Raw genomic sequence first — 13,589 nt, 5'->3', positions numbered from 1 at the left:
TTTTATTATTTATTTAAAACCTTAAAAATTTAAGATCTTATGAAATCAGCGAAAATATTGTTCGGAGCACTCGCAGGCGTAGCAGTTGGCATTCAGATCGGACTTTTGATCGCACCCGAAAAAGGGGTGGATACACGTAAAAAACTTTCAAAAAAGGGAGAGGAATATCTCACCGATTTTAACAAACAGTTGGACGGTCTGTTAAAGGGATTCTCTGACAAATTTGACAAGTTCAACAAAGAAATCAGCAAAGTAGCGGAGGAAACCAAATCCAAAAGCAATGAGTTACTCGCTCAAGCGAAGGAAAAAGTGAAGTAATCAGCTAATGCTACTTTATCAATGGTCAACGGAGGCATTCCGTTGACCATTTTTTGTACAATCAAACTAAAACCATTGAATATGTCACTTATAAACAAAACCGCATTAATCACAGGTGGAAATACGGGAATAGGATACGGCATTGCGCTGGCGCTAGCCAAAGAAGGCGTCAATGTAGCCATCAGTAGCCGTTCGCTGGAACGGGCACAGGATGCCGCCAAGCAGATAGAAGCCGAAGGAGTACCAGGTCAAGTACTGCCACTGGAGATAGACGTTCGGGATATGAACGCACAAAAAGCAGCGGTAGCCAACGTACTAAAGGAATGGGGTAAGCTTGATTTCTTCGTAGCGAATGCCGGTGTTGGGCACTTTGCCCCGATACAGGACCTTAGTGAAGAGCAGTGGCACGAGACCATAGATACTAACCTCACGGGCGTATTTTATGGCATAAAGGCCAGCGTAGATGCACTGAAAGCTACCAAAGGCTTCTTCTTGACCATTTCGAGTCTCGCGGGCACCAACTTTTTTGCAGGCGGATCGGCCTATAATGCAAGCAAGTTCGGTTTGACGGGATTTTCGCAAGCCATCATGCTGGACCTTCGCCAAGACGGCGTGCGGGTAAGCACCATCATGCCAGGTTCCGTAGCCACCGGTTTCAACAACCACGAGGTGAATGAAAAGGATGCCTGGAAAATCCAAATTGAAGACATTGGCGAGATGGTGGTAAGTCTATTCAAGCTGGATCCCCGAACACTTCCCAGCAAAATCGAAGTACGTCCTAGCCAGCCGCCTACCAAGTAACCGGAGCAGTACCGGTGCAATGCAACTAAATGCCCGAGACCAACCTACTTCTGGTCTCGGGCGTTATTTTTTAGCTGTGCGTCATTCGGGTACGGCTGAAAGTTTAACCAAACGTATGCGCTCATAAGGATTGTTTACGCCTTTTTCATACAGGCACAGTACCTCACCGGAAGGTAATACGGCTAGTGCGGAATAGGCCGCCGGCCCATCATACAAACGAACCCAAGTCTTCCAGGATCGTCCATCGTCCTTACTGACCTTGATCTCCATTTGTTCCCTTTTCGTACTGGCTGGATTGGAAAAAAGCAGAACCTCTCCGTTGGGAGCTGACTTTAAAGGATAGCGAATGATAGCGGCCTGACAGACGGGTTCCACCAAATCTACGGCTTCCACCGCATCAGTCCACGATAGTCCTCCATCATCGCTAAGTGCCTGGGCCCTGCGGTTTTTACCATAATAGGATCGCATATTGATGAGCAACGTGCCGCTGCCACCGCCCAGTTCGACAAGCTGACTTTCATTCATCTTGGGCTGAATCAGGCCGCCCATCTGCCAGGTTTTCCCATGGTCGTCACTGAAAATACTATGCGCCCCGTACTCGAAACCTCCACCGGCTATCTTCCCATCGCTATCTGTGTAGCTGTGGTTCGCCGGAATGACCAGCCTACCCCGATGGGGACCATGCTGTAGCTGTACTCCCATCCCCGGACCAGTAGCATACCAGCCCCAAGAAGGGTCCTTGGTAGCGGCTGTCACGTCCGTTGGGGTAGCCCAAGTGAGTCCATCGTCCCCACTATGGGTAATAAATACCCTACGTGTATCTTTCGATTGCCCTCTGATAATATCCCGTTCATGGTCATCTCCCCGGTTCCAGGTAAGCAGTAGCCAAATCAATCCGGTTTCCAAATCCACCACTGCGGTAGGATTTCCACACACATTATCTCCATCGTCCCAAATAACTGTCAAGGGCCCCCAAGTCTCCCCCCCATCGGTAGATCGTCGCATCACCAAGTCGATATCTCCGGTATCGGATTGGTCATTCTTTCGCCCCTCCGCAAATGCTATCACGGATCCCTGGCGGGTGACAATTAGCGACGGAATCCGAAACGTATGGTAACCGTAGGTTCCGTTTACAAATAGATCCCGCTCCCATTCGATCGGTCCCTCAGATGAAAAGGCCAATAGGGTTCCCGTGCCGCATAGCAGCAACAGGCCCAAGAAGAGTTGAAAGGTTTTCGTCACCATAGGTTGCTTATTCATTCTTATTGGAAATAGGAAACCTCGTTATTTCCAACAGGTGTTCCTTTTGTAAAAACGCGTTGGCTACTGCTTTCACTTCATCCGCAGTGACACCAAGAATACGATCTCGCGCTCCCAAGATGGTCTCCAGCGGCATTTCCGCTGAAATGGCAGCTTGCAATTGGCCATGCCAAAAGCCGTTTCGCTTCATGTTTTCTTCTAGATTGATCCGCTTGGATTCGCGTACCTTCAATAGATCCTGCTCCTCTGGACCATTTTGCTGAATCTTTCGTACCTCCTCCCAAACCAGCTCGGTGAGCATCTCAACGTTGTCAGGACTGCAAGGGAAGGAGATCGAAAAACTAAATGATTCCTCAGGGAGGCGGGCTAATCCACCTCTGGCCCCCACCCCATACACACCTCCGGTTTCTTCTCGGAGCGACTCAATCAAACGGATCGTCAGAATCTCTCCCAAATAGGATACCTGTTGTGATTTATCCAAATCATAATCGGTAGGACCACTAAAGTATAGGATCACCTGACTCTTGTCGTCTCTACCCACCTCAATGCGCTCACTCAATCCCCTTGGAATACGTATACCCAAATCACGCGGGGTATCCCTGGCCGTTGGATCACCCGGTAAGCTCCCCAAATACAGGGATACCAACGGGATTACCTCTTCTAAGTCAAGGTTGCCCGTAAACAAAAACTCAAAATTACCCGCATTGGCAAACCGCTCCCGGTATATCTCCATTCCCCTGTCCAGATCAATGAGGTCCAGTTGATCCGGATCAAAAATCCCCATCCCGCGGATGTTTCCTTGATTGACAATTTGATTGAGACGCTTATTAAACTGGAAATCGGGATTTGCCTGCGCGGTTTCCAATTGGTTTCGTTGGTTTTCGAGGTATACCTCAAACAGCTCTCGATCCGTTCGCGGTGAAGTGAAATATAAATGCATCAACTGAAGCGCCAGTTCCAAATCTCGAGGCGAGGTGCTACCGGAAATAGTTTCCCCATAGGTGGAAATATTTGGCGTGACGGACACGTTCTTTCCTGCCAATACCTTGCGCAAAGCCGTGGGGCTGAAATCCCCGATCCCCATCACATTGACCATCACACTGGCATAGCTGGCCGCATAGTGGTCTTCATCCGGATACAGCGATGCGCCTCCCTTACTGGAACCGGTAAAAATGATTTCGTCGTTCTTATAATCCGTTGGCTTGAAAAATACACGCATTCCATTTTGTAGCGTGATGGCGGTCACTTCTACTTGATCATAGACTTCCGTATCCAATACCCTACCCGGCTGTGGCATCATCGAAAGAAGTACCTCAGGCACCTCTTCTTCTTGATAGGGTTCCAAGTCCATGTGTTTGACCTGCTCAAATAAACTCCTCAACGCCTCTTCCGAGGGCAAATCCTCTTTATCGCTGTCGGAAGCAGTCACTATTAATACCCGGTTTTGATCGCGCAGCAGGCGCTTGGCCATTTGATTCACGTCCTCTACCGTAATAGCCGGCAATAATTCGCTGTACAGTCGATACCTATTTGCCTCCCCTTCTGCAAAGGCACCGGTCAGGTAATTCGACACGTATCGACCTACAATGCTTCTGGATTCCATCTTATCCATTTCCTGAAAGGCCCTTTCAGAACTATTACTCAAAGAACGTTTTACCCGATCCAATTCCGATTCGGTAAAGCCATGCCGCAACACACGTTCATTTTCCATTAAAAAAGACTCCACCCCCCGCAACGTATTCCCGCTGGTAACCGCACCTGTCGTGGTAAAAAAATCCAAATCCCGTACGAAGGACCCGTACCTCGCTCCTGCGTAGACAAAAGGGGCTTGCGGTCGCTGACGGATTTCATCGAGTCGCTGGGTCAACATGCCGCCCAACATCAATCGGACCATGCGATCTTTATAGTCCTGAACCGTGAGCGACGAGCTGGGCTTGTGCTTGTAGAAAAGTTGTAGCTGAATTCCGGGAGCCTCTTCGTCGGTAAGCACCGTGATCAAGGTCTCCACGTGCTCCGGTACTTCAAATGCCATGCGTTCGGGCGCATCTGGCCGATTTTCCAAATCTCCAAAATACTCCCTGATCAACTCTAGCACCTCATCGGGATCCACATCTCCTACTGCTACGACCGCCATGTTGTCGGGCCTGTACCAATCGCGGTAAAACCTCCTCAAATCCTCGTAGGGAGCATTCCTGATAATATCCATATCGCCTATCGGCAACCGATCTGCATACATACTTCCCTGTAGCAAAACAGGAAGGTACTGGTCCCGCAGCCGTTGATCCACCCCCTGACCGGTACGCCACTCCTCTACGATAATGCTGCGTTCGGCGTCTATATCCTCCTCAGTCAGTAACAGTCCACCTGCCCAATCCCGTAATACGGCAAATCCATTGAGCAATTTTTCCGGGTCGTCCGTAGGAATCGGGAGGATGTAAACGGTTTCATCAAAACTGGTATAGGCATTTAGGTCTGCCCCAAACGATACACCTATAGATTGCAAATAGCTAATCAGCTCATTTTTCTCAAAATGCTCCGATCCGTTAAATGCCATATGCTCTACAAAATGGGCCAAACCCAACTGACGCTCGTCTTCGAGCACCGACCCCGCATTTACCACCAACCGAAGCTCCAATTTCGCCTCTGGTTTTGGATTTTGCTGAATGTAGTAGGTTAAGCCATTTTCCAGACTACCCCGAATAACCCGCTGATCTACAGGTACGGTATCCTGCAACGAAAACTGGCCAAACACACTAAATGCTCCAAAAAGAGCCGGCAGCACGCCTAAAACCTTAATCCAAAAACCGGGAACTACTTTTTCTATGCGCATCCTTATTGAACGTGATAACTTATCAGAAACTGTCATTTTGATCGGGTTAAAGTAACCTATTTTCATAGAATACTGGCCACGTTTTAGCACCAATTTTAACAAATCGGGTTATATTTCGGATTGTTGGCCGTCTGCCAAACATTTTCCAGCTGCAAAACAACTTTCAAATGCGAAACTACCTGACTTACCTAGTCGTCGTGCTCCTTGGATTTTCCTGTGGACAAAAGCCTCTTGGCCAGCTGCATATCGAGGTTTCCCAGCACGATCGGTACCAAGTCCCTATCTCCGTTCATCTTGGGGAAATAGCCGGCCCCGGATCTACGGTACATTTGGAAGATCCGAAAAGCGGAGAAGTCTTCGCCGCTGAGGTAGACAGTGAAGGAATGCTGTTCGCAGTGATCCCTCAGCTGCCCATAGGAAACCACCAATTTAACCTGATGCAAGGGAAGGTAGCAGCAAAGCAGGTCATTTCCATACATACAACCAATGAGGGCATTGAGGTAAAAAATGGAGAAAAGCCGGTATTTTTTTATCAAACCGCCATGGCCTTCCCTCCGGAAGGATTGCCGGATTATTACAAACGAAATGGCATGATCCACCCGCTGTTTAGTCCCGGAGGTCAGGTGATAACGGATGATTTTCCGGCAGGCCATGTGCATCAGCATGCCATCTTCAATGCCTGGGTCAATACCCTATTTAAAGGCGAGAAAGTTGACTTTTGGAATCACCACCAAGGAACAGGTACCGTGGAACACAAGGAGGTGGTGGCTGTAGACGAGGGAGCATTGAAAGGTTCCTTTACCGTAAAACAAAGTCATATCAGCCACCTGCACGGCGAGGTTTTGGAAGAAACCTGGCAGCTCGTAAGTTATCCTACAGATGGGTTTTATGTATTTGACCTATATTCAGAACAAGTGAACACTAGTCAAGACACCCTGCATATCGTAGAATATCACTATGGAGGCATGGGATTTAGGGGAAGCAAAGAATGGAACACGGTGGATACCGTGCACTATAGCAACGAATGGAACATACTCACCAGTGAAGGCCACGACAAGGAAACGGCCAATCACACCAAAGCGAAATGGGTAAGTGCCTATGGGGATGTATCAGGTGAAACGGTCGGCGTAACCGTATTTGGACACCCGGATAATTTTAGATATCCTCAGATTGTGAGAGTTCATCCTACGATGCCCTATTGGGTATACTCGCCGATGTTTGAGGGAGCGTTTTACATAGCTCCAGGACAACGATTCAAAAGTAAATTCAGGTTTTACGTTCATCAGGGCGCAGCGGATACGAGAATACTAGCAGGTATCCAAGCAGACATGACCCACCCGATTACAGTTAAAGTAACGAATTAGTTAAAAACTGTTAACCTATTGATTTTTAGTATCTCATCATCACTCAATGACCGATCAAATACAGCCAGACCGCCAATCTTTCCTTTGAAAAAATTACCCATCCCTCTGCTTAGCACCACCGCGCCTACCGTAAAGTCCGACCCATTGTCACCCATGCCATCTGGAAAGTGATAGGGGTTTTTGGACTGAACGAGTCCCTCGGGCAATCCTTCAAACCCGGACGTATTGTGTATCAATTCAGGTTCACGCGCTTCAAACAGGCCATCCAAATAGGAACGAATGTAGGTGCCATCGTAGGTAAAAGCAATAAAATGCCAGGCTCCTTTCGCTAGCGTCTGTTTACTGGCCGAGTAATCGGAACTGTACGGAAAAGGTGGCGTGGGTTTTCCGGTATATGAAATATGTCCGCAGACCTGATCGGCACCATTGTAATGTGGCAAATGCACAAATAAACCGTATTGGCGTCGACCTCCATCCGTGTATTCGTTCCACATGCCACCCACAAAGCCGGTATTTCCCTCCCAATTGACCCAAGCCATCACGGTCACTCCCTGTCCTCTCCCATGAATATTCAGCCGACCCGTTTCGGCATGCGGCAGGCTGAAAAACGCGGAATCCTGCAGGTAGGCAGCATAGCCGGAAATAGGCCCCTCCTGTACCCGTTCTATCAGCCTTCCCATTTCTCTCAAGGAAAAGGGGGCCACCCCTTGAGCTATACGTGGGTTACCTGCCGCTTCGGAGAAATCCCACAAAGCAATCAAGCCCTCCATTTGAAGGAGATGATTTCGCAGCCGGTTGGAAGGTGATGCGCAGCCGAGGAACAGACTAAACACTACCAAAAAAGCTATACATGCAATCGATTTGGTCCTTTTCATATACGTTCCCGTTTAGGTAGTAACTTTTGGTCTTTCGTGACGATGGATAGCCCTGACCCGGCTTCCTATTCCTTCTTAGATAGCAAAGATCATCCCTGATTTCATTGCTTGATGTGTACTTAACATTAAAATAAAATAATTACTTTGCGAAAATAAACAGATTAGCCGAACATTGTACGTTTTACAAAGCTATCCACATCCATGAAATTTCTTTCTATTCCAACGCTATTCACGCTTTTATTTCTTATGTCCTGCCAAAGCGAACAAAACACCTTCCTTGACAACAAAGTGATTGCCCACCGGGGGGCATGGAAAGCAAAAGGCCTGCCTCAAAACTCCATCGCTTCCCTACAGGAGGCTTTTAACCTGGGCTGCATGGGTTCTGAATTTGACGTTTGGATGACCAAAGATGGCGTCTTGGTCCTAAACCACGATGCAGATTATGAAGGGATGGTCATCGAAGAAGCGACCTACGACGAGGTTCAGACGTTGCGTCTTCCAAACGGAGAGCGCTTACCTACTGTGGAGGAGTACCTCCGAAAGGGCATGACGCAAAATAAAACCAAGCTCATCATGGAAGTAAAGCCTACACGCCTAGGCGACGAGCGGGGAAAAGAAATTGCGGCCAAAGTTGTAGAGACTGTCAAACAGATGGGGGCAGAAAAATGGGTGGATTATATCACCTTTGACAAAAACATAGGCAGTGAACTTATTAGACTGGATCCCGATGCAAACGTCGCCTATTTGACCGGAGAAAAAACCCCACAGGAGCTAAAATCTGAAGGGTATTTTGGTTTTGACTACAATTTGAAGGTAGTCAAGGAAAACCCCCATTGGATCCAAGAGGCCCATGCCCTCGGCCTAACTGTCAATGTTTGGACCGTGAACAAAGAAGAAGACATGCGGTGGCTATTGGAACAGCAAGTGGATTTCATCACGACGGATGAACCCGAATTATTACTTACGCTGGTCGGCAACATCAACTCATAACCTCCCCGCCATGTACCAACGCCTCACCGCCCTGCTGTTTTTCGGTATCGGATTATTGGCTCAAACCTATCCGAGCTATGGTCAGTCCAATACACCGAAAGCCAAACACGTTATCCTCATTGGTTTAGATGCTTTTAGTTCCCGAGGGCTACAAAAAGCAGCTACTCCCACCATGGACAAAATGATCGCCGGAGGTGCACTGGCACCCTATGCCCGTTGTGTGCTGCCTACGGTGAGTACCCCCAACTGGACCTCCATGCTTACTGGAGTAGATCCTGTGCAGCATGGCATCTATGATAATAGTTGGGAACGGGATAGCCGCCATTGGGATCCTATCCAAACAGGGGCAGAGGATGTGTATCCAAGCCTATTGTCTTGGATGAGAGAACAACGACCTGAGTCACGCATCCACTTTTTTTACGAATGGAGTGGCTTGTCTCGGATGTTTGAGATGAGTGTGGTTGACAAGCATTTCCGATCAAAGAACGGGACGGAAGTTTTTGATACCGCCGTAGAGCACTTCTTTGAAGAATTGCCGGACTTTCTCTTTTTGGGCATAGATGAAACGGATGGCGCAGGCCACGAACATGGGCACGACACCCATGGCTATTACGACATGATCAGCTACTACGATCAAAGAATTGGCGCCTTCATCGATCGACTGGAAAAGGAAGGGCTGATGGATGAAACGGTCATCTTAATCACCGGAGACCATGGAGGCATCAACTTTGGACACGGAGGCAGAACCCTCTATGAACTCGAAATCCCCATCCTCCTGTACGGCAAAGGAGTAACAGCCGGCAAGGTCCTCGAAGAACCCTATTACATCTACGACGTTGCTCCTACCCTCGCCTATTTTCTGGGAGTAACACCACCCGCCGGCACCATCGGGCGCGTGATGGCCGAGGCAATGACCCCTGTAACGGGAAAAAAAGCCTTTGTGGCCATCCCCCACATAGAACCCAAAGGCGGCTTTATCAACGCCCAAGAGGTAGCTGTTAACCTGCTTCTGCGTCAATCCAATGGTAGCCTATACTACACACTGGACGGATCGGACCCGGATAGTAACTCGATTCCCTATCAAGCACCTATCCAACTAAAGCAAAATGCCGCATTGAAGGTAGTAAACATCGTCAACGGACAGAAAAGCCGCATCGAATCTACCGAATACCGACTGGCCACTGGAAACACCAAGGTATCTTGGAAGTACTATGAGGGAACCTTTACCGCACTGCCAGCGCTCGATACGATGACGCCGATTAAGTCGGGAAAAAGTCATGAAATCAGTCTGGATGAAATCAGCCACCGAGAGGATCAGTTTGCCTTGGTTTTCACTGCCACGCTGAACCTTCCGCAGGACGGAGAATACGTCTTCTACGCAAATTCAGACGATGGAAGTTTCCTGTTTATCAATGGTGAAAAATTGATCGACAACGACGGTTCCCATGGATTGACAGAGGTTAGCGGAAAAATCAACCTCTCCGCAGGGTCGCATCAACTGGAAGTGTGGTACTTCGATGATTTTGGTGGACAGGACTTGAATGTCAGTATCCAAGGGCCCGGTATTCCCAAGCAAATTCTGACCGAAAAATACTTGAAATAAGCTAACCTATCTACCCAACAGCTATGCCAGCCTATGTGATTGTCGAAGTCAGCATCCATGATCCGGAAAGATACGATGCTTACAAAGCCCTAACCCCCTCGAGCTTGGAGCCCTTTGGTGGCCGGTTTGTCGTCCGTGGAGGTGCATCCGAACCACTGGAGGGGGACTGGAAGCCGGAACGCATCATTTTACTGGAATTTCCCTCTTCGGATCAGGCACGTGCTTGGTGGCATTCCGAAGCGTATACAGCGGCACGAAAAATCCGCCAAGAAGCTGCTCATACCAAGATGCTACTGGTGGAGGGGATTGGATAGCCCTACCTCGTACAGGCTCAGCGATGGCTTGGGAAAGCAGTTCGTACCTCATTCCAGCATTGAATTTTGGTCAATTTGATTAACCGAACAACCAATAAACCCATGCAATACCTTATTTTTAAATTACTTGCTGTCTGCCTAATTCTCTTTATCCATTGCCAGGTTGCCTTTGCTCAGCTATTGCTACAGCCTGGGGATCCGCCAAAGCAAACCGATATCCCTGCATTTTACAAAGGAACACTGATGGATATCGAACAAGCGATCGCCAAACTTCAAAGGGGCAAGGTGGCACAAATTGCCACTTCTCCCGGTGGATTGCCGGTATATGCCGTTTATTATGGTGAAAAAGAGGACTTCAAGGGCCAGGCCAACTATAACTCCGCCGTTGCTGCTCAGAATCTCGCTTTTTATGCCCAGAAAGCAGTGGATACGAAACCGGTGGTTTACTTCATCGGTCCAGTGCATGGCCAAGAAGCAGAGGGTATAGTGGGTTTGGTTAACCTGCTGGAGATCGCTGAAACCGGCAAAGACCTACGGGGAACGGCATGGCCGGAACTTGCGGAGTTCTTTCACAAAAGCAGGGTGATCATCCTTCCCACAGGCAATCCCGACGGAAGGAAAAGAGTGCCCTACGACACCTTTGTAGGCCTGCCCGAAGAGACCATGACCAAGTATGGACAGGGAACCAAAAAGGATGGCACGCTCTGGCGTTGGCCCCATGCCAAGGCGTTGCACCCCATGCAGGGTGATGTGGGAATTTTAGGCGCCTACTTCAACGATGACGGCATCAATATCATGCACGATGAGTTCTTTGCGCCGATGGCAGACGAAACCAAAGCCATTATGAAGATCGCTTTGGAGGAAGTACCGGATATCACCGTATCGCTGCATTCTTGTTCCTGCACCCCGTTCGTCATCCAAAATGCGCATGCACCTCATTTTGTGAAAAGGCGGATCGATGATTTTGCCCGGCAGCTGAACAACCGGTTTATCTCCCAGGGACTTCCTAACCGGGGTCCAAATTGGTCACTGAAAGTAGCCCCTGAAGACGAACAGTTTCCCCCACGCAGCTCCTTTAACCTAGTGAGTGCTTTACACCACGCCTCCGGGACGATGGCGTTCACCTTTGAAAGCCCGCACGGCACGATTGAAGACGGTACGAGCTATGAACAGATTCTGGACATACAGCTTACACTTTACCAAGAGATTTTCCGATATATCTTCGCAGAACGCTTAGTATGGGAGTGATTGCGCAGGTTTATGGGAACACAAATGGCCCAAATAATACGGGGTTGGGTATACCATTCAGCAAGGAAATGAAACTACCAATACCTTTTTATTAGGTTAAAAACAGTTTATTGTTTTCTTTAGCTAACAGAAACATGTTGAATGTGTCAATTAACAGGAGATCGTGTAGGACAAAGCCGTCGCACGGAGACGGATAGAAACCATTCACGATTCCCCCATAGGAACTTCCTAGGGAAAAGTAACCTTTAAAAATCAAATCATATCCAAATGAAAAAACCAAAAAACGAGACTTTGGAAAGCTCCCGGCGCAATTTTATCAAAAACGCCGCCATCGCTTCCTCCATTCTGATTGTCCCACGACATGTGCTTGGCGGAGTCGGGTACACGGCCCCTAGTGACCAGCTAAACCTAGCTGCCATCGGTGCCGGAGGAAAGGGTTCCAGCGATATTCGCAATGCTTCCGTCAACGGCAGGGAACGTGTGGTTGCCCTCTGCGACGTGGATTTTTCAGGTTCTGCCAAGCGCACTGTGGAGGCCTTCCCCAAAGCAAAACTGTATGCCGATTACCGGGAAATGCTGGACAAAGAAAAAGACATCGATGCGGTGACTATTTCTACACCTGACCACGTACACGGTCCTGCGGCAGCTTATGCCATGGAAAGAGGCGTTCACGTCTATGTACAAAAACCCATGACCCACAATATCCGGGAAGCTCGATTGCTGACCGAAATGGCACGCAAAAACAAGATTGTAACCCAAATGGGCAATCAGGGCGGATCCAACCCCTTGCTGAATATGGTGCAGGGATGGATCGACTCCGACAAAATCGGCAAAGTATCCAAGGTACAAGTATGGACCAATCGCCCCGTATGGCCACAGGGAGGACCTATGCCCAAGCCGGATGCTAGTCAAAAACCCAATGACCTGGACTGGAACCTTTGGTTAGGCCCCGCAGAGTACAAGCCTTATACGCCTAACATGCATCCTTTCAACTGGAGAGGCTGGTGGGATTACGGCACGGGCGCATTGGGCGACGTAGGCTGTCACCTGATCGATATTCCCTTCCGAACGCTGGGCTTGATGTATCCTACAGATGCAGAATGTAGCGTAGGGGCCGTTTACTCCGGCATGTGGAACGCCGACTTTAATCCGGAAGGTGCTCCTGCTACCTCCTTTATCACACTCCACTTCAATGCTACCCAAAAATCAAAATCTCCCATTGAGATGACCTGGATGGATGGTGGCATACGACCGGCACATCCGGACATCATCCCTGCCGACCACGATATAGGAGGCGGCAACAGTGCAAACGGAGTGCTGATCATTGGCGAAAAAGGAATCATCAGTACCAATATCAACGACAGTTCACCGCTCATGCCAAAACTGTATCTCAACGACGGTACCCAGGAATTTGGCCCCGAGGTGGAGGAAATGGACGAGCCCGAATACGGCCACCAACGCAAGTGGGTGGATGCCTGCAAGGCCGGATTTAACAGCAAAGAACACAAGGAACTTACCTCCTCCTTTGACTACGCCGGACCTATGACCGAGACGGTATTGATGGGCAACCTGGCCATCCGCAGCTACCTGCTCAGGAGAGAAAACAGCAAAGGCCAGATGGAATTCTTCGCCCGTAAGAAGTTGCTTTGGGACGGTGAAAACATGCGGATCACCAACCAGGAAGAAGCCAATCAGTTCGTTGGCCGTACGTACAGAGAAGGATTTAAAGTATAATTTCATGTGTCTATAATTGTTTTTCAGCGGTCACATGGAATCTCGCACGTATTACAATCGTTCCTCCGTGTGTCGCTTGCGTCGTGCTCGATTTCAATTATAGGGTCTGTTGAGAAACATAAGCGACCAGTTTGTGTACAACCAGCTCAGAATCTATTCTGAGCTGGTTTTTTGGCTTTTAACGTCACAAAAACCGTTTGAATGAGAGATAGCTATCATTCGCAAGGTTTGCACAACTTGATAGCCAACTTA

General features: G+C 48.7%; 11 protein-coding genes. 8 read left to right on the top strand and 3 right to left on the bottom strand.

The window, feature by feature from the left end:
- The first annotated feature begins 39 nt into the window (after nucleotides 1-39).
- Both JJU34_RS19350 and JJU34_RS19345 read left to right on the top strand, forming a co-directional pair.
- The gene (locus JJU34_RS19350) at nucleotides 40-318 is read left to right on the top strand and encodes a YtxH domain-containing protein (protein ID WP_228694073.1); all 279 of its coding nucleotides are present in this window, start codon (nucleotides 40-42) and stop codon (nucleotides 316-318) included.
- An 81-nt stretch (nucleotides 319-399) separates the two neighbouring features.
- The gene (locus tag JJU34_RS19345; RefSeq protein ID WP_228694072.1) at nucleotides 400-1,119 is read left to right on the top strand and encodes an SDR family oxidoreductase; all 720 of its coding nucleotides are present in this window, start codon (nucleotides 400-402) and stop codon (nucleotides 1,117-1,119) included.
- 81 nt (nucleotides 1,120-1,200) lie between these two features.
- Here the strand turns inward: JJU34_RS19345 and JJU34_RS19340 are convergent, their stop codons facing one another.
- Complete coding sequence (locus JJU34_RS19340) at nucleotides 1,201-2,379, bottom strand: sialidase family protein (RefSeq protein WP_228694071.1); 1,179 nt, start codon at nucleotides 2,377-2,379, stop codon at nucleotides 1,201-1,203.
- Entirely contained in the window at nucleotides 2,372-5,209 is a 2,838-nt protein-coding gene (locus JJU34_RS19335) for an insulinase family protein (protein ID WP_228694070.1), read from the bottom strand. The genes JJU34_RS19340 and JJU34_RS19335 overlap by 8 nt, the downstream gene beginning before the upstream one ends.
- Nucleotides 5,210-5,376: 167 nt before the next feature.
- Here JJU34_RS19335 and JJU34_RS19330 point away from each other — a divergent pair, with 167 nt between their 5' ends.
- Entirely contained in the window at nucleotides 5,377-6,573 is a 1,197-nt protein-coding gene (locus JJU34_RS19330; RefSeq protein WP_228694069.1) for a PmoA family protein, read from the top strand.
- On the opposite strand, the gene JJU34_RS19325 is transcribed toward JJU34_RS19330, so the two are convergent.
- Nucleotides 6,570-7,448 carry a LamG domain-containing protein gene (locus JJU34_RS19325; RefSeq protein WP_228694068.1) on the bottom strand — a complete coding sequence of 293 codons (879 nt, stop codon included), beginning with the start codon at nucleotides 7,446-7,448 and terminating at the stop codon, nucleotides 6,570-6,572. The two genes, JJU34_RS19330 and JJU34_RS19325, sit on opposite strands and share 4 nt — an antisense overlap.
- Before the next feature lie 201 nt (nucleotides 7,449-7,649).
- On the opposite strand from JJU34_RS19325, the gene JJU34_RS19320 reads away from it, so the two are divergent.
- The 5 genes from JJU34_RS19320 (at nucleotide 7,650) to JJU34_RS19300 (ending at nucleotide 13,337) form a co-directional block, all read left to right on the top strand.
- Nucleotides 7,650-8,438: a glycerophosphodiester phosphodiesterase family protein gene (locus JJU34_RS19320; RefSeq protein WP_228694067.1), complete on the top strand. Its 789-nt coding sequence runs from the start codon at nucleotides 7,650-7,652 to the stop codon at nucleotides 8,436-8,438.
- 10 nt (nucleotides 8,439-8,448) lie between these two features.
- Nucleotides 8,449-10,041: an alkaline phosphatase family protein gene (locus tag JJU34_RS19315; protein WP_228694066.1), complete on the top strand. Its 1,593-nt coding sequence runs from the start codon at nucleotides 8,449-8,451 to the stop codon at nucleotides 10,039-10,041.
- Between the two features lie 23 nt (nucleotides 10,042-10,064).
- Nucleotides 10,065-10,355 (top strand): DUF1330 domain-containing protein, encoded by a 291-nt coding sequence (locus JJU34_RS19310; protein WP_228694065.1) that lies wholly within the window; start codon nucleotides 10,065-10,067, stop codon nucleotides 10,353-10,355.
- Between the two features lie 102 nt (nucleotides 10,356-10,457).
- The gene (locus tag JJU34_RS19305; RefSeq protein ID WP_228694064.1) at nucleotides 10,458-11,603 is read left to right on the top strand and encodes a M14 family zinc carboxypeptidase; all 1,146 of its coding nucleotides are present in this window, start codon (nucleotides 10,458-10,460) and stop codon (nucleotides 11,601-11,603) included.
- Between the two features lie 267 nt (nucleotides 11,604-11,870).
- Nucleotides 11,871-13,337, top strand: a complete 1,467-nt coding sequence (locus JJU34_RS19300; protein ID WP_228694063.1) for a Gfo/Idh/MocA family oxidoreductase — start codon at nucleotides 11,871-11,873, stop codon at nucleotides 13,335-13,337.
- Nucleotides 13,338-13,589 lie beyond the last annotated feature (252 nt).

This window comes from Lunatimonas sp. (assembly GCF_020832325.1).
Taxonomy (GTDB): Bacteria; Bacteroidota; Bacteroidia; order Cytophagales; family Cyclobacteriaceae; genus Lunatimonas.
The sequence above is the reverse complement of the archived record's forward strand: the minus strand, read 5'-3'. Positions and strand labels throughout refer to the sequence as shown.

Excerpts from the sequence above, each read along its gene's own strand:
- JJU34_RS19315 (WP_228694066.1), top strand. The coding sequence starts at position 8,449 with ATGTACCAACGCCTCACCGCCCTGCTGTTTTTCGGTATCGGATTATTG.
- JJU34_RS19330 (WP_228694069.1), top strand. The coding sequence starts at position 5,377 with ATGCGAAACTACCTGACTTACCTAGTCGTCGTGCTCCTTGGATTTTCC.
- JJU34_RS19325 (WP_228694068.1), bottom strand. The coding sequence starts at position 7,448 with ATGAAAAGGACCAAATCGATTGCATGTATAGCTTTTTTGGTAGTGTTT.
- JJU34_RS19300 (WP_228694063.1), top strand. The coding sequence starts at position 11,871 with ATGAAAAAACCAAAAAACGAGACTTTGGAAAGCTCCCGGCGCAATTTT.
- JJU34_RS19345 (WP_228694072.1), top strand. The coding sequence starts at position 400 with ATGTCACTTATAAACAAAACCGCATTAATCACAGGTGGAAATACGGGA.
- JJU34_RS19340 (WP_228694071.1), bottom strand. The coding sequence starts at position 2,379 with ATGAATAAGCAACCTATGGTGACGAAAACCTTTCAACTCTTCTTGGGC.
- JJU34_RS19320 (WP_228694067.1), top strand. The coding sequence starts at position 7,650 with ATGAAATTTCTTTCTATTCCAACGCTATTCACGCTTTTATTTCTTATG.
- JJU34_RS19310 (WP_228694065.1), top strand. The coding sequence starts at position 10,065 with ATGCCAGCCTATGTGATTGTCGAAGTCAGCATCCATGATCCGGAAAGA.
- JJU34_RS19305 (WP_228694064.1), top strand. The coding sequence starts at position 10,458 with ATGCAATACCTTATTTTTAAATTACTTGCTGTCTGCCTAATTCTCTTT.
- JJU34_RS19335 (WP_228694070.1), bottom strand. The coding sequence starts at position 5,209 with ATGCGCATAGAAAAAGTAGTTCCCGGTTTTTGGATTAAGGTTTTAGGC.
- JJU34_RS19350 (WP_228694073.1), top strand. The coding sequence starts at position 40 with ATGAAATCAGCGAAAATATTGTTCGGAGCACTCGCAGGCGTAGCAGTT.